Origin of the sequence: Paenibacillus sp. JNUCC32 (assembly GCF_014863545.1) — a bacterium.
In the GTDB taxonomy this organism is placed as follows: domain Bacteria; phylum Bacillota; class Bacilli; order Paenibacillales; family Paenibacillaceae; genus Paenibacillus_AQ; species Paenibacillus_AQ lautus_A.
The window spans coordinates 2251629-2269592 of the sequence record NZ_CP062260.1 but is presented as its reverse complement, the minus strand read 5'-3'; the positions used below and the strand labels follow the sequence as shown (position 1 = coordinate 2269592).

Below are 17964 nucleotides of genomic sequence, written 5' to 3'. Positions count from 1 at the left end.
GCCTTTTAAGTGTGTGTACAGGGGTACGCTATTACACTTGATTATCCCCTGTCCCTACAGCTTCCGGAGTATGGATTCCCTCTCGATAGAAGCTTCGAGACAGGCGGAGATTCATAGCAAGAAGGATAATCGGGACAGCACACACGATGACCATGGTCTGTATTCGAACAACATCGGCTAAGGGACCAAAGATGGCCATGCCGAGGGGCATGAAGCCGCTAAACATGACCTTCAGCAAGCTGAAGACCCTGCCCATCATCGAAGGTTCGACCTTTTCCTGCACCAGGGTGTAAACCGATGTTTGAGCGAACGGTATCGTAAAGCCGATAAAGAACATGAGTGCTACAAAGAGCCAAAATACGTTTGTGAATCCAATTGCAAGTGATGTTACACCATAAACCAGCATCCCCAAGAATAGGGTCTTAACTCTGTTCTTAAATCCGCCGGTCGCACCGAGCAGTAGGCCAGCAAGCACGGATCCAGCAAAACCAACCACTTCACTCACAGTAAGGAACATGATATTGTCGCCGAAGGTTCGTTTTATCATGAGGGCCGCGAGGAACCCCGAAGGAACACACAGGAAAATGTACAGACCGTAAGTCGCGAACAGTTTTCTTAAAAATCTGTTATTCCATGTGAAGCGGAACCCTTCTCTCATCTCTTCCAATGCAGATGTTTTCTCTGCCTTGGGAACGGGCTGATGCTTTGGTATTTTTAGAGTTGAAAGAATACTGATTCCGATCATGGCAGTCGCAACGTCAATAAAAAGGATGTTATAGATCGGACCGATAGCCATAATCGCACCTGCCGCTATAGGGGAAACAAATTGCACGATGGACTGAATCGTCCCATTGAATCCGTTTATTCGAGAAAGCTTGTCCTCGGGTACGATTTGCGGAAGGGCAGAGTTTATTGCTGGGGAGTGAATCCCTGCACCAAAAGAACGGATGGCCGACACGATAATGATTACTGGCAGAACCGCATTGCCGGTGTTACCCGACATCATAAACAGAGCGAGCAGCAGAGTTGTGATGGCAATAACCCCATCGGATAGAATCATGATTAATTTGCGGTTGTATCTATCCGCCCATACTCCCGCAAGGGGTGAGATCAGCATTTGGGGCAAGAATGAAGCCAATGTCAGAATCGTAACCCAAATCCCTGACGACGTTTCCAGCGTCACATGCCAGATGATTGCCATCTGTACAAGTTGGGAGCCGAATAGTGAGATGCCCTGCCCGAACAGAAAAGCCGCAGTTCTACCCTTCCAGCTTTGAGATTGTTTTTTATCAAGATTCATGTTGTCCCTCCTACCAAACACCAAAAAAATAATTGCTTAAAAAAGTATACATCCAGCATTTCAAGTGGTGGCGTAATGGAGACTTATTCACGTTCACCGTTGATTCCGTTTGTGTTTCGCTGAATGGAACTAAGGATGCTAGTAAGTTCTCCGTGATAGGTCAGTGTAAGCCTATGCATAGCTCTTGTGCATGCAATGTACAGTAAGCTCCGATCATATTCCGATTGATAAACATCAGAGTTTACGGTAGGAACAATGACTTCATCAAACTCAAGACCTTTGGCCATATATATCGTGGTGATGATTATCCCGTTTTCAAATTTTGAGCTGTCGGAATTTAGGAGGGAAACTTCATGTTTCTTTTTCAATTCTCGGTAAAAATCTTCTGCTTGACCGATTGATCGGCAGACAATACCAACTGTTGCTAAACCACTGTTTTTAAATTCCTCAAGCCTATCGTCTATCACAGACAGTTCAGAATTCCAATCCTCACATTGGATAATCTCCGGTTCTTTTCCATGTCTTTCTATAGGCTCAATGCTGTTGTTTTGTATATGCTGAGCAAATTTGATGATTTCATAAGTGGATCTGTAGCTTTTCGTGAGTGTTACGTACTCTGTATTTTCGTAGAGATTAACAAAATCCTCTCGTGAAATGGAGTTATAAGGATTAATGGACTGACCGAAATCACCCAAAATCGTTTTCCTGCATCGAAACAGCTTGTTAATGACCGCATACTGCACCGGCGTGTAATCCTGCATCTCATCAATCACGGCATGTTTAATGTCATCATATCCCTGTATCCCTTCAAAAAATATTTTTAAATAGAGATAAGGGTATACATCCGACGCTTCTAATTTATTTTTGCCTTTAAGCGAGAATAAATCCGGTCTTTTGATATATTCAAAAAAGCCATTATAGAATGACAACGTACTATCATAATGCAACATTGAAACTAACTTTTTTATGACCTCCTTTTTTCCAGGGATGTTTCGCTTCGTTCTAGTTTCCGATTTTATTTTCTCAAGAATGTTTCCAGCGATTTCTTCCATCCTTTGAAGAATTGGCCTTGCTTTCAGAGCATGATATCTCGTTTGGATAAAATCCTTTGAAATGGCGATTTTGCCAAAAGAACAATCACAGGGGAAGAAAAGATGATCATCCGCATACTCAAGGTACTCATCCAAAAGGGATAGAAACTCCATGGAGGACTTGAATTGAATTCGTTCCGCTAGCTTTTTGTCATTCCCTTCAAGGGTCAGTTCAATCTGCTCGGCAAATCTCTCGAAATGGATGGAGTTATTCAGCATCTCCGCCGCAATATTCTCAAACCCCGTTTCTGTCACAGGCTCTTCACCCAACTCCGGCAATACGTTGGAAATATAGTCGGCAAATACCCTGTTAGGGGAAATGATCATAATATTCTGAGCGGCTAATCGGTCTTTGTACTTGTATAAAAAGTAAGCTATCCGGTGCAGGGCAATGGATGTCTTCCCCGATCCCGCGACGCCCTGAATGACCAAGACATTGGCCTTTTCATTTCTGATAATCTGATTTTGCTCTTTTTGGATGGTCGCAATTATATTTTTCATTTTTTGATCCGAGGTATGGCTTAATTCTTTTTGAAGCACCTCGTCACTTATACCGATTGAGCTCTCAAGAGCATACTCCATAATGCTGTTCTTAATCTTAAACTGCCTTTTCAGGGTCATTTCACCTTCGATCTTGCCCACTGGAGCATCATAAAAGGCAGGCCCAAGCTCAAAGTCATAGTACATCCCGGATATCGGTGCTCGCCAGTCACAAATCAGCATATTGCCATTTTGATCAACATAAGAAAACCGCCCAATATAAAACGGCTCTGCTCCGCCCTCATCGTTAGGCCTGAAATCAATTCTGGCGAAATACGGCGAATCCATTAACTTTTCGATCATTTCTCGCCTTTTTACGGTGAATTCACCTAAGTTTACGTTTCGGCCAATCGACTGCTCGTTTGAAAAAATCTCCATGGAATCCATATCACTTCTATTTTTCCAAAGATCTTTCATGGATTCCTTAAATTCATCTTCATATCTGGAGACTGTTTGATTCAATTCCTCTAGAGAATCCTCCAATTTTCCCATGATCATTTTCAGATGCTTTATTTCATCAGATAATATAACTGTCATTGTTTTACTCCTAATTTTGATAATTAATGTGCATTGCGATTTACCCTACTATATAGATATTTATTCAAGAATTGCCTTTCCTCATGGCATCAAGCATTTTCAGCATTTCCAGTGCATCTGCTTCTGCCATGTCGAGTGCTGTAATATACCGATCAGTAGCATAAACAATGTCTTCCTCTTCACCGGGCGTATTAATAACTTCCCGTATATTCCCTTCTCCACGATCCAGACGATTCAGCATACGAAGAATGGACATCATGGAATAATGGGCACTCCGAAGGATGCAGATGATTTTCAGTCGACTCATTTCCTTTGAGCCGTATCTTCTGTATCCGTTGGCATTCCGCGGCACCTCAATCAAGCCGTTTCTCTCCCAATCACGAAGAACGTCTTTTGTAATGCCAAGAGCTTCGGCAGCTTCAACTCTGCCATTGAACATAACCTTTTCTTCTTTGTTTTTGCTGTTCTCAATGATATTTAACGTAATGCTGATTGCTTCCTCAGCTCTAGCTTTTTCTATCCGCAAATGCTCTAAATAGTTCAACGTGCTTTGATACGCCCCCTGAATATCATCCGTTGCTGCAATCTTCACGATTTCATAGACTTCCTGCCTGAGCCTGTCACTGATAATTTCCGCACGGAAGGCAGTACGCAACAGTCTAAGCTGTTCAAGATGTCTCTCATTAAAGATTCGGTATTTGCTTTCTGTCCTTGGTATCGGAGGAAGCAGATTCAGCTTTTCGTATAGCCGTATGGTATTAGGATGGACTCCTACTAATTTGGCTATTTGAGCGGTTTTATATGTCATAATGAGATTTCCTCCTTTACTTCAGATATTTGCGCAAAATAACCGCTGCTTGGTTCAAACGCCAGCGTTATTTCCCGCTGACGAACTGTCCCGTGAATGCAATTAGCTTTTATTTAGGAATCTGTAGGTTTAAATTTCAGATTATTTTCTTTTGCTCCTTTGATCGTGACGAACATTTATTCTTCTCCTCCTTACAGGGTTCGTTTTTATGCTACAAAGTTAGCATAAAAAAACATACCACCAAATTATACAGTGGTGGTTAAGTGGAGAGTTTGAAATTGTTGTTTTGCCCATACAGTTGTCAAACTATACTGCCCGTTAGCTTAATGAATTTGAAACCCAGTTATATGCTTATCTAATCTGTAATCGGCTCATGTTCTTGTCCAGTACGGCAATCGGTACAAGTTCTTGTCCTCGGCTCGGGACAAGAACTTGTACCGATAAAACAAAAAAAGCCGCTAATAGCGACTTTCAATCGGAATATGTTCTTGTCCTCCGACACAATCTGACTCAAACCGCCCCTCGCGATCCGCAATCCATACAAAACCTGTGTCACGTCTTCGCCCCAATGCTGTGTACCCGGGCTGAAAAATTTCACGGCCATCGTTAGCAGCCTGACATCGTTATATTCGCGGAAACCGCTATTGTCAGCGTGGTCATGCGGTACCAGTAAAATCCCACCCCTGTCAGCAGTATGCATAGAATGACAAACATAACGATAATCTTTTTGCTTATCGAAAAGGATCTCATGGTTCCACCCACTTGTCGGTTGTTCACAACCTCACTGTATTGGCTTCCCTGCCGGTTAGCAATAACTCTCGTGAACCATTTATTCGTTTTAGATTGTAGGGCTCCTATCGCGTTCTAAAATATTAAACATTCATTTGTCTATCGCATTACCGATCTTGCATGCATAAGCTAAGTATTATTAATAGAGGAGGTGAAGACGCTATGTCTAAGTTTCTTAGCTATCTCAGCGGAGTCATTGGTGGTTTCGGCCTAATTTACGTCCCAGTATCGGAATTACTGCCAAGCCTGGAACCTGTACTTGACACAGTAGGCATCATATCTGTGATTGTGTTCTCCATCGCCTTAATCGTCAATGGTGTGCGTTCCTTGATAAGCAAAGCGTAACGGATTAGCTCGCTACTAAGATAGAGATATATTGACATTTGGGAATAGGGTGCCCAGAGAATTTATGAAAACAGGGAGCAGCCTGCCGCGCGGCGTTCTGCTCCCTAGTTATTGCACTTTCGTTTCCCGATAGCTTATATATCGTGCATCACACTTATGTCCATTACAGCAACATGACAGAATATTGTAAGTTCCACATAATTGGTAAATTATACTTATTGGGAGGGCTATTAGATTTACAAATTGTTCATATCAATCAATCGGTTAAGATTCATAATCATAGTCTCCTTTATACAATAATTAGGCTTCCAATTGCCTCATTAAAATCTTTAATTGGTGCAATGACTGACTATTATATGGATGACCTTGATGATGCTGACAATGCGCCTTTATTATAGTACAATCTCTACATCCAATTTTGTAGGTGATTGATATTGCTAGTGCTTGAGTTGAAAGTTCCCCCATTCCCCCTGCTAGCCACGGTCGGCCATACCTTATGGTCGCCGGGAATTGTCCATGCAAGGCGTCAATTTGATGTTTTTGACATTATTATTTGCGTCAGTGGCACACTCTATATGGAGGAAAACGGGATTCAATATGAAATCAAAAAAGGGATGGTATTGGTGCTTGAGCCTGGAAAAATGCATCGCGGCTATCGCCCAACTGATACAAATACGGAGGTGTATTGGATTCATTTTGAATATCCGCTATTGTCGAAGCCTGTGCTAGTCGATAAAAACAATTGGCAGCAGCCTCTGCTGAACAGGACGGACCAGGATACCGAGGCTCCTCCAGGCATGGTGGACATCCCCAAATTTACCGGGATAGATTTGCGTACGGTCGTCCCCCTTCTGAAGGAAATGATAAAAGTACACAGCATCCTTTCAGCATACCGCTCCTACGAGCTGCAAATTTTATTTGGCCGATTCCTCATTGAAATTCAAAGCAGCATGAAAAAAAGCAGCCCTCAGGCCCGATCCCTTTTTCTTGGGGAGAAATTTGCCTCCTATTTGGCAGATTGCTTAGAAGATCCTTTTGATTCCGTACAGATGGAGAACGACCTGCATTACCACTTCGATTATTTGGCGCGCTGTCTGAAACAGTATTCGGGAATGAGTCCTCTGCAATACAGGCATCATCTCCAGATCGAACGTGCTAAACAGCTCCTAGCGAATTCAGAACTACCTTTAATCCAAGTCGGTGAACAATGCGGATTCCATGACAACAATTATTTTACGCGCCTATTCAAACGCCAAACCTCGTTTACACCTGGAGAGTATCGGAAGCGTTATCAGGTATTTCGAGTGGATTAACACAAGAATAAACGTCCTCCCAATTGAAAAAAGCGCTGTTACCATTCAATGGTCAAGCGCTTTATTTAAGCTGTGTGCTTCGTTAATAATGATCAAGTTATTTTCTAATCAGCCAGTTTGCTGGAATAGTTTGGAGTTCCACCGGATGACGATATCGTTTTCCGATTTCTTTAAAACGTTCTAACACATTCGCATCCAACAAGCCGCGCTGATCTGGAGCTCCATTTAATAAAAATGTCACGTTATGGTTGTTCGTATCCTGTACTTTATCCAATACCCAATCAGTGGTTTTGAGTTCCATTTTCGTATCCGAAGCTCTCCAAAACCACGTTTCAGTTAAGATATTGCAGCTCGCACCAGGACCTACAAAGGATTCTTCAATTTCTTGCCCAGCAGCATTTTCATAAAAAACGATATCTGTATGATCCAAAGTCGATTCACAGCTAATATTCATCAATAAGCACTGAGGCTGCAAACTTTTCACGAGTTCATTAATTTCTTCAAACGGAAGGTCCTCATAATTAGGGCCTCCCCAATGGGCGTTCCATCCGTCAATGATCAAAAACGGAAGTTCGCCATAGTTTGTCAGCAATTCTTCGATTTGATTTTTAATGAACCGCTTATCTTCCGCTGTGCATTTTTTTCGACCGATTTGATGATGCAAGTCTAGCATAGAGAAATAAAGACCCGCATTAATACCTTCCTCCCTAAATGCATCAAGATATTCTTTGACGACATCCCTTTTGTCGGGTGCATTACGGATGCAATGCTCCGTATATCGGGTAGGCCACAAGCTGAATCCTTCATGATGCTTTGCTGTCAGTGCAGCGAAATTCATCCCCGCGGATCTAGCCGCTTTCGCCCATTGCGCACAGTCCAGCTGCTCAGGATTCCAGAGTTTTGGATCAAATGGGAATCTGCGAGGTTCATCATGATTCTCATGTCCGTATTCCCAATCCTTAATTTCCGTTTCAGCAAACTGAAATGTAGCACTATTAAAGTGAATAAACATCCCGAGTCTCTGATTCACAAACCATAGTTGTCGTTGTACCAAATCATGATTATCCAAATGATAACCTCCTCTATTTCCGTTGAATACTCACCATCATATGATATCTACCACTTTAATGGATTATCATCCTTGATACATCTATCAAAAACGACATTTCACCATACAATTTCTACTTTTCTTTAGGATTTTAACGATTTATTTATTCTCGCGGCGAGGTAACGAACCCACTGAAACTCAGCAGTAATTTGATGCTTATCTAGTCGGAAATCGGCTCATGTTTTTGTCCATTATGGCAATCGGTACAAGTTCTTATCCTTGGCACTGGACAAGAACTTGTACCGATACAACAAAAAAAGCCGCTAAAATAGCGACTTTCAATGGGACTATGTTTTTGTCGCCCAACATTCTCTGGGTTTTATGAAGGATAATTAATTTGTCTGTTTGGATATCGTCCCGAAATATTCCACAACTACCTCACGGAATTCGAGAGCAGCCCGCGAAAGGTACCGACTCCTGTGCCATAACAAAGCGATCTCCCGTACCAATTCATGATTCTCTACTTTGAGATATTTGATATGTTCCCCAGAATGCCTTGCCGTACTTGGTATAAAGGCTATGCCAATTTCCGCTTCTACTAGAGAACTTAGCCTTGCAGGTTCGTCACCCTCATACACATATGTAGGTACAAATCCAACCGATTTGCATATAGAATCCACCAGATCACGAGTACCGTAGCCTCTTTTTACACCAACAAAACATTCATCCCTTAGCTCAGTCAAAGATATGCTGTTTCGGTTAGCAAGCCGATGCCCTGTGGGAACAGCTACAAGAATCGGGTCGATGAACATGATTTGACATTCAATGTCTTCCCCATGTATAGGAGGTGAGGACAAGCAAAAATCAACCTCTCCTCTATGTAGAAGCGTAACCATTTCCTGCGTGGTGAGCATTTGCACATGAAATTGGATATCGGGACGCTTGTTCCGAAACTCTCGAAGGATCTGAGGCAATGTGCTTGCGGTGGTCACCGCCAATTCGAGTGTGCCATGTTCTGGGCTGGACACATCGCTAATCTCCTGCTTCCCTTGTTCCAATTCAAACAACGCCCTTTCAGCACGGCGATAGAATCTGCTTCCAAACTCATTCAATCGCAGTTTCCTCCCTATTCGATCGAATAACGGGACCCCCAAATCCTCCTCCAAGCGCCCAATCGTTTTGCTTAGTGATGACTGAGTGACATGCAGACTTCTTGCTGCTTCAGTCATATGTTCCAAACGAGCTACCTCGAGAAAATATTTCAGTTGAAGAAGTTCCATTTTACACCCTCCTCTCATTCCCTTGAGTCAATGAAATCATAACATAAAATGCATTGGAATAAATAAATGATTTCAAGTACGATGATGACACAAATATACAGAGTGGGGGATTGAAATGAGTATTCGCAGTAGGTGGTTGATGATCTCCGTTGGACTAGGGATTCTATTGAACCCATTAAATTCTTCAATGATTTCAGTTGCTATTCCAAGGCTACAACATGTGTTCCAACTCGACTTTACAGTGGTATCCTGGATCATTTTTTCTTTCTACATTGCGAGTGCTATCGCTCAACCGATCATGGGAAAAGCCAGCGATTTATTCGGTAGGAGGAGGATATTTCTTAGCGGGCTTGTTGTATCCTTCGTTGCATCATTATTAGCTCCACTATCGCCAAACTTTGGTTGGCTCATCGTGTTCCGCATTGTGCAATCCATCGGAACAAGCATGATGGTTGCGGTTGGAATGGCCATTGTGCGAATTCATATTACGGAGAAACAAGCAACTGCACTGTCAGTCTTGTCCATATTCCTATCCGGAGCGGCAGCGATTGGCCCCTTCATTGGCGGGGTCATCATTCACTGGTGGGGCTGGCCTGCTATCTTTTTGGTTAATATCCCCTTCGTAGTGACAAGCTTTTTATTAGCTTGGAGGCATATTCCTAAGGATGATCCGTCTACGACATCCGTTGCTCGCAACATGTCCTTTCGCAAATGGTCAGATTTGATTGATGCGCCAGGAGTTCTGCTATTCACCGTGGGTCTGGTTGCTCTGCTCGTTGGAGTATTGTCCGCAAAATCATCTGGTCAAATTTCATTTAGTAACGTTATTGTCGGGCTGATTGGCTTCGTTGGACTGGGAGCTTTCGTGCGACATGAGTTAAAAGCGAAGGCTCCCTTTATTCCTTTACGCACATTCGCTAAATATCCTGCAATGACTTGGGTCAATGTCGAATTCATGGTCGTTAACTTGCTTTTTTACTCTCTCTTTTTCGGGCTTCCGTCCTACTTGCAAATCGTACGTCATGTCAGCGAGTTCCATACCGGAATGCTCATGCTAAGCTTAGGCTTGTGCTCGCTCGTTGCTTCTCCAATGGCAGGACGATGGATCGATAAATCAGGACCCGGGCCAGCATTGCTTATGTCCGGAATGCTGATGACATTTGGGTCCGTATGGATCGTGATCATGACACTGGATCAGACTTCACCGGTTATCAGTGTGTGTCTGGCTTTAGCTGCATTCGGTATTAGCAACGGGTTAAACAGTGTCGCTATGCAAGCGGCCTTATTCAAAAGTTCACCAAAAGAAATTATAGGCGTAGCATCTGGAATATTTAATACCTCAAGATACCTGGGAACCATTCTCTCTTCATTACTCATTAGCAGCGTAATGGGAGATAACTTCAGCTTTGAGGGATTTCGAGTACTTGGGATTATCCTCACGTTAATTGCATTGTCCTTGTTATTCGTAAATTGGCGTCACAAGGAGTCCGGGCAGTTGCATGAGTCCTAGTTAGCTGACAGATGTAGCTTACCCTTCGTTACCTCAACAGAAAGCGGTAGCTGATCGTGAGAATCGGCTAAGCAGAATGCTAATTAGATATATACCTAATCATAAATGAGAACATGTTCTTGTCCATTTCGGCAATCGGTACAAGTTCTTGTCCTTGGCTTGGGACAAGAACTTGTACCGATAAAATAAAAAAGCCGCTAAAATAGCGACTTTCTATGGGACCATGTTCTTGTCCCTCGACAGTCGCCCAACAATTCTCCTTGTTTATAGTTCTGATCCCGTTTATGGATTGTATGTACATTTTCCTTTATAAACTGAACAAAAGCAGCCGATCCACGTTGATCGGCTGCTTGTTCTTATTGAGCTATCGTTTCCCGTTAGTTTAATGATTTATGTAAAAAACATTATTCAAACCTCTGCCTAGGTCCGATGATGTGGAATAAATGATCACTACTTGTATTAAAAGCATCCTTTATACGTGAAATAGTAAAATCACTAATCGGCCTAGGCAAATCCTCTAAATTGAAAAAAATACATTCAGTAACTTCTTCCGCATCTGGCTGTGGTTGTTGATTGTCGACCACCTTACAAGTGAAAACAAAGTGATGCATATCGTGATTGGGTTCATAATACACGCCAGTCAAGCGCTCTACAGTAACTTCAAGACCAGTTTCTTCAAACACTTCCCTCTTTGCTGTATTCTCTGCAGACTCATTTTGCTCAGATAACCCACCAGGTAGTTCCCAATTGTATTTTCCGTAGTTATGTTTTACTAGAAGAATTCGCCCTTCCGAATTCTTAATAACCGCAGCTGCTCCTACTGGCTTTTTTGACATCCACACAAGCCCTCCCGAATGATTTAATTTGTAAATTAATCCCATAATATAAACGATAATTTTCTTGAATTAGTTTCGTTCTTATTAAAGTAAACTGCCCGTTAGCTTAATGAAATTTCTTATCTCATCGGTAATCGGACTATGTTCATGTCCATTACGGCAATCGGTACAAGTTCTTGTCCTGATTCGAGGGCAAGAATTTGTGCCGATAAAACAAAAAAGCCGCTATTTTAGCGACTTTCTATGGGACCATGTTCTTGTCCCCGAAAAGAAATCCTCCACAACCCGCAAACTTCAACGGATCGCCGTTCCCCTCCTTTGGTGCTGTCAATCAGTGCTTCACTTTTTCCGCCTACGAGGATAACGGTTTAACCGGACATCAAGGATTGGAACAATGCATCCCAGTCATTGACGGTTTTCACATTACCAAATACAACACCTATACGATAACCCTATGTACCTTTTCAAACGTTACCATAGTCCGGAACCTGCAAACCTATATACAAAAATCCGTAACTTACAAGAAATTCCGCAAAAACTTGCCCTTACTTATGATACGGTTCAACGTATCATCTATAGCGCGAATTTTGGTGCGACTAAACGGTAAACCTATTCAAAACCGCCCATCCGATCACCGGATGGGCGGTCTTACTTCCTACTTCTCCTGCTCCTTGATCACCTGCTCAATCCCGAGCAGAATCAGCTTCAAGCCGAATTCGAACGCCTTGTCGGTACCCATTAGTTCGAACAGCCCGTTCGTGAACATTCTCCGGAATAGTCCCGCATCCGTCTCGCTCATGGAATCCAGAAGGCGAGTCATTTCCTCACCCGGAAGCGCTCCCGCTCCATGGTCCTTAAGAATCGCGGAGACATTGCGCTGGTGCTCATAATCATCCAGAACGAAGTTGAAGACATAATTCATGATCGTAAGAACCGTTTGTATTTTTTGCTCTTGCTCAAGCGGCGTCGATTCCACGCAGAGCAGCATACGGTTGGTGAACCGGATGATGTCCGGTTCGTGGGGCAGCGTCGACATCATGAGCTGCGTGGAGCAAGGATACCGGCTGAGCACGCTTCGGACCGTTACCGCAAGTCCCTTCAGCTGCTCCTTCCAGTCCCCCTCGGAGTGGTACTCCTCCAGAATGATTTTCGATACCTGGTTGGCCAGACGCTGGTAGAGATTCTGCTTGCTCTTAAAGTACCAGTATATAGAGGGAGCCTGAATCCCTAGCCTAACGGCCAATCGTCTCATGCTGAATTTCTCGATCCCCTCCTCACCGAGTAACTCCCACGAGGCTTCCAAAATCCTATCCTCCGAAATCTGAGGTTGCTGTTTTTTCATCGTTATCCGCCCTTTTATCTAACAGTGTAAGTTTATTCTTTACAGGTTCATAGGTTCATGATATCATCTAACACTGTAAGGTTCAATCTAACACTGTAAGATTGAATCCAAAATAAATAAAGAAAGTAGTGACCCGCATGGATGCAGAAAACCTCCATTACTTTGAAAAAGCCCCGGTCGCAAAAGCCGTAGCTCACTTCGCTGTACCTATGATGCTAGGCACGTCAATGAGTGTCATCTATTCCATCTTGAATGCCTATTTCCTTGGTACACTTCACAATACCGCCATGTTAACCGCACTCGCATTAACCTTGCCGTTATTCGCAATTATTATGGCGCTAGGCAACTTGATTGGCATGGGTAGCGGTACATTCATCTCCCGTTTGCTGGGTGAGAAAAAATATGATGATGCAAAGCAAGTATCTTCATTCGCTTTTTACAGCAGTTTGGTTCTCGGTCTGATTGTGATGGCCGTCGGTCTTCCGTTGATCGATCCCATCGTTTATGGCCTGGGGGCAACGCCTGACTCCTTCGGATTCACGAAGGACTATGTCACGATTATGCTTATCGGTTCACCAATCGTCGTATTATTCTTCACGCTGGAGAATATCGTGCGCTCGGAGGGTGCAGCCATCACATCGATGATCGGTATGATTCTCAGTGTGGTCGTCAATATTATTCTCGATTCGTTCGTCATCTTCGTGTTTCATTGGGATGTGATTGGCGTTGCGTCTGCTACGGTCATTTCCAACTTGGTTGCGAGTGCATTCTACGCCTTCCATATTGGATACAAGAGCCAATTCTTAACCGTCTCCGTAAAATGGTTCAAGGCATCCAAGGAGATTCTGAGCAATGTATTCAAAATCGGAGTTCCCGTCTTTATTATGAGTATCTTTTTGGGTGCTATGTCGCTCATCTTAAATCGTTTTCTTATTGAATATGGAGATCCGGCCGTAGCGGCTTACGGAATTTCATCACGTTTATTGCAATTTCCTGAGTTTATTCTGATGGGCTTATGCGAGGGAGTCGTGCCGCTCATTGCCTTTTCCTTTACAGCGAATAAATTACGGATGAAGCAAACCATTGGATTTACGATCAAAACGATTGTGGCGTTAGCCATCGTATTCGGTGTCATCGTCTATCTGATTTCCGATCACTTAATCGGTTTATTTACGAATGACCCGCAATTAATTGAAATGGGCAGCTACATTTTGCATGTGACATTCTTATCCTTGTTCATTACAGGAATGACCACGTTGTTTACGGGGATTTTCCAAGCAACAGCGCAAGGAACGGCCGCGTTTATTATGTCCGTTATTCAAGGAGCTACTCTGATTCCTGTGCTCTATATCGCCAATTGGATGAACGGCTTCCACGGGGTGATCTGGTCGCTCGTCATTGCGGATGCCGTCGCATTCCTTGTCGGTGCCATCATGCTGTATGTTTTGCGGAACAAATTGCAGCCGGATTTTGATAGTTTAGTACAGTAGAAACCAAAATCTAAAACACGCAAGAAGGGCAGGATAAGGGCACCTCCTGCCTTTTTATACACGGTGAAGCCCAAAATTTCACCGTCACTTGTGTAAGGCTCAATGTGTTTGATCTTCAATTATCCTGCCAGTTAGTTTATGAAATTGCTTCGAAACATAGTTAGATACTTATCTAATCGGTAATCGGCACAAGTTCTTGTCCTCCGACACATTCTATAAAACGAGTCTATAAACCAGAAAATACCTGCCCCTCTCCCGGGCAGGTATTAAAGGTGAATCGTATGAATGCTTACCAACATCGATCACTAAATATTAGTCCAGAAGGCTGTAGATCTGAATGCTCTCCACCTTGGCATCCTTGATATGAAACGACATCACATCCACATAATTGGATGGCTCGTAACGGAAGTCATCCTCCTCATTAGGGGCTCCATCACCAAGCAGTTTCCCCTCAGGGTAGGCGTTTTTGAGTGTATCCAGGCTATCTCCTGCTTTAATGTTTCGCACTGTCGCGTACTTAGGATCTGTAATTTCGATATGAAAGATGGAGTCTTGTTTCCCCTCCGGTATACTGATTGTTTTAATCTCCAGACCAGGATACGTATAAACCTTTTCTGTAAAACCGATTAACGTATCCATGTTTGTTCCATCGCCGGCACTGTACGTATGAGATTTCAGGTTATCCGGTTTGCCCAGCATCTGTTCCATCTGATCTTCATTCGCTGTATCCGAAATCGCAATGGTGTGCTCATTATAGACAAAGGCAAGCTCCTTCAGCACTACATTGCCTTCCTTCTCCATCGAACCTTCCTTAATAGCTTCAGCACTTTGTCCTTCCGAATTTTCTGAAGCAGGCGCAGTAGAATTTGATGCTCCTTCGCCTTTGGCCTGTTCGTTCTGCGTCGCCTCTGGCGACTTGGCACCACTAGACTGACAGCCCGTCATTGCTAATGCTACCGTTAGTAAAATACTCAGCAGGGTAACAGCTCCAGCTTTGTTTATCCGTTTCATCATGATCCCTCCATAAATGTGTGATTTGTTCTTATGAAGTGATTATAAAAAAAGCATTTGTTAGTCTCATAACAGAAATGTACCAATCTTGTAACGTTACCTATTTAGGCTTGGGTTTAGATGCAGGTCTACACACGAGGCAAAACAATCGTAACGGTCGTTCCTTCCCCGATCTGACTTTCCATGTCGATATATCCATTAAACCGCTCTACAATCTCCTTGCAAATCGAAAGTCCAAGACCTGAACCGTTCGCTGTGCTTGCATTTTTTGCTCGGTAAAAGCGTTCCTGCACTCTCTCCAGTTCATCGCTCGCGATCCCGATACCTTGATCACGTATCCGAATAACGATCTCGTTTGGCGTATGTTCCATCTCTACATTAATCTGTGAGTGATTGCCTGAGTATTTGATAGCGTTGTCCACAAGGTTGGCAATCGCATGGGACATTAACATTGGATTGATGTTGGCGTAAACTCTTGTGGTATCCTCATCATCCGGTTCTCCCTGTGCTTTACTAACCATAATCTTGATCCCTTTATCCTGGGCCTTCGCTTCCATATTCATTGCGACATGCTGAATCAGTTCGTTCATTTCCGTTTTCTCGGCTTCCAGTTCGTTAGAACCAGCCTTGTCGAAGCGGGATAGCAGCAACAGTTCATTAATCAAGCGTGTAAGTCGATCCGACTCCTGCAGCAGATGACCATAGATTTTTTGCAGTTCCTTGTTCTCATTCTCCCCTTCAACCAAGTATTGAGAGAAACCACGAATGGCTGCCAAGGGTGTTTTTAACTCGTGAGATACGTTGGAGACAAATTGTTTCTGGTACTGAATGTAATCATTTAGCTGACGCCCCATGGAATCCAGCCCATCTGCCAGCATGCCCAGCTCATCCTTCCGGTTAAGATGAACCCTTCGAAACTCTTGTCTAGAGAAACTTTGCACTGCGCCAAGCAGCAGCTTAATCGGCTTGGTTGTGTTGCGGGCAATCCACAGACTCGCTAACGTAATCAGCACAATGAATCCGCCTGCACCCGCAAACAAGATATAACGGATTTGATCCATAATCGCATAAAAGTACGAAATGTCGTCCACGAACTCATACACATAAGCATTTTCGTAAAATTGATTCTGAATGGGAGTTGCAAAATAAAGCAGATGATCTTCCGTTACGGTGTAGGCATAACTGCCGCTCAGGGCTTTCTCAATATTTTTGTCAAAAATAAGCGGTTTGCCTTCATTGATGATGATGCCATCCACTGCCAAGCCCAGCAACTGCTTGGAGCTATCATAGATACGTACTTCCTTGCCTGAAGCTTTCAGCTTCTCCAGAGCAAGTCTGACGATTTCTTCTGTCTGCGGTTCTCCTGTCGATGATCTATGCTGTGCCAACACTTCACGGAAAGACAACTCGGACAGATCCGCCTTCTCCATCATCTGTTTTTCGATGGTAATGAAGCTGTAATAATCGATGGCTTTATTCACCGCAAAAATGATGATGCCAAAGGACAGCACGGAGAAAAATAAATAATTCAGCAGTAACCGGGTTGCATACTTCAGGCCTCGCCACCTCCAAGTTGATAGCCAAATCCATAGATCGTCCTGACATACTTCGGTTCGTCCGCGTTATCCTCCAGCTTCTTTCGTAATCGCATGATGGTCATATCCACACTGCGACTGTCTCCCATAAAGTCATATCCCCATCCGATCTGCAGCAGCTCATCCCGGGTAAAGATTTTGTCCGGCCTTTTGAGTAACGTTTCCAGAATTTTAAACTCTTTGGCCGTTAAAGACACGGGTACACCGTTTTTCAGCACCCTTCGGCTTTCCAGATCAAATGTCAGCTCTTCATGAATGATGCGTGTAGATTTCACTTCTGCTCCTTCACTTGATTCCTCATTGCTCTCGTTTCTTCTCAGAATCACCTTGATCCGAGCGAGCAATTCACGATTGTCAAAGGGTTTGGTCATGTAATCTTCCGCCCCTAGCTCTAGTCCCAACACCTTGTCGATTACCTCATTTTTGGCAGAGAGCATGATCACAGGAACGGCACGTTTCCCGGTGATCTCCTTGCACAGGTCATATCCGGAGCAGTCAGGCAGCATCAAGTCAAGCACCACCAAGTCCGGCCCAAAAACATCCAGCAGCTGCAGGGCTATTTTTCCGTTTTCAGCCGTTTGAACGACGTAGTTTTCTCTTCTCAGTACGAGCTCAATTAAATCTCTGATTGCGACTTCATCGTCAATGACAAGTATTTTCTTCAATGTGCACCCCTTCTAGCCTTGTTCCCCAGCTTGAATCATAATTTACCCTCATCTTAGCACAGACACTGTAGATTCCTCCACCAACTGGAAGATGAGGTATATTCCACTGAGTCCAACTTAACTAGTAATAAACCCGAAGAATGGAGAACAATCCATGGATCTGCTCTGGGTACTCATTGTTGGTGTGGACTTATTAGCTGGTTAAGCGGCAACTTGTTTGGGCGGATCGTACCGAGCGGTGTACTTGGGAACATTATTGCGGGTTGTATCGGTTCCTGGTTAGGAACAGAATTGCTGGGACCAAGGGGCCGGCGATTAGCGGATTCTATATTATTCCAGCCATCGTTGGCTCGATCATTGCCTCCCTGCTCATCTTCTTCGCTCTGGCACGCGGCGGAGCATTTATGAAATGCGGAAACTGTCCCACATAATGCTACTTCATGAGGTTTTAATCGCTTTTCATT

13 protein-coding genes are annotated in these 17964 nt (G+C 43.6%); 3 read left to right on the top strand and 10 right to left on the bottom strand.

All coding sequences use genetic code 11. The features are described 5' to 3' along the window. Positions 1-31: 31 nt before the first annotated feature. From JNUCC32_RS10195 to JNUCC32_RS10185, 3 genes are all read right to left on the bottom strand, one after another. The gene (locus tag JNUCC32_RS10195; RefSeq protein ID WP_192571904.1) at positions 32-1300 is read right to left on the bottom strand and encodes an MFS transporter; all 1269 of its coding nucleotides are present in this window, start codon (positions 1298-1300) and stop codon (positions 32-34) included. A gap of 83 nt (positions 1301-1383) precedes the next feature. Beyond that, positions 1384-3468: a HelD family protein gene (locus JNUCC32_RS10190; RefSeq protein ID WP_192571903.1), complete on the bottom strand. Its 2085-nt coding sequence runs from the start codon at positions 3466-3468 to the stop codon at positions 1384-1386. 64 nt (positions 3469-3532) lie between these two features. Beyond that, a complete protein-coding gene (locus JNUCC32_RS10185; RefSeq protein ID WP_192571902.1) occupies positions 3533-4276 on the bottom strand; it encodes a MerR family transcriptional regulator in 744 nt (247 codons plus the stop codon). A gap of 1574 nt (positions 4277-5850) precedes the next feature. Here JNUCC32_RS10185 and JNUCC32_RS10180 point away from each other — a divergent pair. Then, positions 5851-6723: an AraC family transcriptional regulator gene (locus JNUCC32_RS10180; RefSeq protein ID WP_192571901.1), complete on the top strand. Its 873-nt coding sequence runs from the start codon at positions 5851-5853 to the stop codon at positions 6721-6723. A gap of 97 nt (positions 6724-6820) precedes the next feature. On the opposite strand, the gene JNUCC32_RS10175 is transcribed toward JNUCC32_RS10180, so the two are convergent. Both JNUCC32_RS10175 and JNUCC32_RS10170 read right to left on the bottom strand, forming a co-directional pair. Further along, positions 6821-7792: an alpha-L-fucosidase gene (locus JNUCC32_RS10175; RefSeq protein ID WP_192571900.1), complete on the bottom strand. Its 972-nt coding sequence runs from the start codon at positions 7790-7792 to the stop codon at positions 6821-6823. A 371-nt stretch (positions 7793-8163) separates the two neighbouring features. Continuing rightward, positions 8164-9051, bottom strand: a complete 888-nt coding sequence (locus JNUCC32_RS10170; RefSeq protein WP_192571899.1) for a LysR family transcriptional regulator — start codon at positions 9049-9051, stop codon at positions 8164-8166. Between the two features lie 115 nt (positions 9052-9166). Between JNUCC32_RS10170 and JNUCC32_RS10165 the strand changes: the two genes are divergently transcribed. Beyond that, positions 9167-10561: an MFS transporter gene (locus tag JNUCC32_RS10165; RefSeq protein ID WP_192571898.1), complete on the top strand. Its 1395-nt coding sequence runs from the start codon at positions 9167-9169 to the stop codon at positions 10559-10561. A gap of 404 nt (positions 10562-10965) precedes the next feature. Here the strand turns inward: JNUCC32_RS10165 and JNUCC32_RS10160 are convergent, their stop codons facing one another. Both JNUCC32_RS10160 and JNUCC32_RS10155 read right to left on the bottom strand, forming a co-directional pair. Then, positions 10966-11397, bottom strand: coding sequence for an NUDIX hydrolase (locus JNUCC32_RS10160; RefSeq protein ID WP_192571897.1), 432 nt, complete (start codon positions 11395-11397; stop codon positions 10966-10968). Positions 11398-12052: 655 nt separating this feature from the next. Beyond that, complete coding sequence (locus tag JNUCC32_RS10155) at positions 12053-12739, bottom strand: TetR/AcrR family transcriptional regulator (protein WP_009589507.1); 687 nt, start codon at positions 12737-12739, stop codon at positions 12053-12055. A gap of 137 nt (positions 12740-12876) precedes the next feature. Here JNUCC32_RS10155 and JNUCC32_RS10150 point away from each other — a divergent pair, with 137 nt between their 5' ends. Beyond that, complete coding sequence (locus JNUCC32_RS10150) at positions 12877-14229, top strand: MATE family efflux transporter (RefSeq protein WP_192571896.1); 1353 nt, start codon at positions 12877-12879, stop codon at positions 14227-14229. Positions 14230-14541: 312 nt separating this feature from the next. Here the strand turns inward: JNUCC32_RS10150 and JNUCC32_RS10145 are convergent, their stop codons facing one another. The 3 genes from JNUCC32_RS10145 to JNUCC32_RS10135 form a co-directional block, all read right to left on the bottom strand. Next, positions 14542-15243 carry a hypothetical protein gene (locus tag JNUCC32_RS10145; RefSeq protein ID WP_228468926.1) on the bottom strand — a complete coding sequence of 234 codons (702 nt, stop codon included), beginning with the start codon at positions 15241-15243 and terminating at the stop codon, positions 14542-14544. 125 nt (positions 15244-15368) lie between these two features. Continuing rightward, positions 15369-16721, bottom strand: a complete 1353-nt coding sequence (locus tag JNUCC32_RS10140; protein ID WP_228468925.1) for a sensor histidine kinase — start codon at positions 16719-16721, stop codon at positions 15369-15371. 71 nt (positions 16722-16792) lie between these two features. Beyond that, on the bottom strand, positions 16793-17500 hold the full coding sequence (locus tag JNUCC32_RS10135; protein ID WP_192571894.1) for a response regulator transcription factor: 708 nt from the start codon (positions 17498-17500) through the stop codon (positions 16793-16795). Between the last annotated feature and the right edge of the window lie 464 nt (positions 17501-17964).

Bases quoted from the DNA above. Each gene is read 5' to 3' on its own strand.
- JNUCC32_RS10195 (WP_192571904.1), bottom strand. From the start codon at position 1,300: ATGAATCTTGATAAAAAACAATCTCAAAGCTGGAAGGGTAGAACTGCG.
- JNUCC32_RS10190 (WP_192571903.1), bottom strand. From the start codon at position 3,468: ATGACAGTTATATTATCTGATGAAATAAAGCATCTGAAAATGATCATG.
- JNUCC32_RS10185 (WP_192571902.1), bottom strand. From the start codon at position 4,276: ATGACATATAAAACCGCTCAAATAGCCAAATTAGTAGGAGTCCATCCT.
- JNUCC32_RS10170 (WP_192571899.1), bottom strand. From the start codon at position 9,051: ATGGAACTTCTTCAACTGAAATATTTTCTCGAGGTAGCTCGTTTGGAA.
- JNUCC32_RS10165 (WP_192571898.1), top strand. From the start codon at position 9,167: ATGAGTATTCGCAGTAGGTGGTTGATGATCTCCGTTGGACTAGGGATT.
- JNUCC32_RS10160 (WP_192571897.1), bottom strand. From the start codon at position 11,397: ATGTCAAAAAAGCCAGTAGGAGCAGCTGCGGTTATTAAGAATTCGGAA.
- JNUCC32_RS10155 (WP_009589507.1), bottom strand. From the start codon at position 12,739: ATGAAAAAACAGCAACCTCAGATTTCGGAGGATAGGATTTTGGAAGCC.
- JNUCC32_RS10150 (WP_192571896.1), top strand. From the start codon at position 12,877: ATGGATGCAGAAAACCTCCATTACTTTGAAAAAGCCCCGGTCGCAAAA.
- JNUCC32_RS10145 (WP_228468926.1), bottom strand. From the start codon at position 15,243: ATGATGAAACGGATAAACAAAGCTGGAGCTGTTACCCTGCTGAGTATT.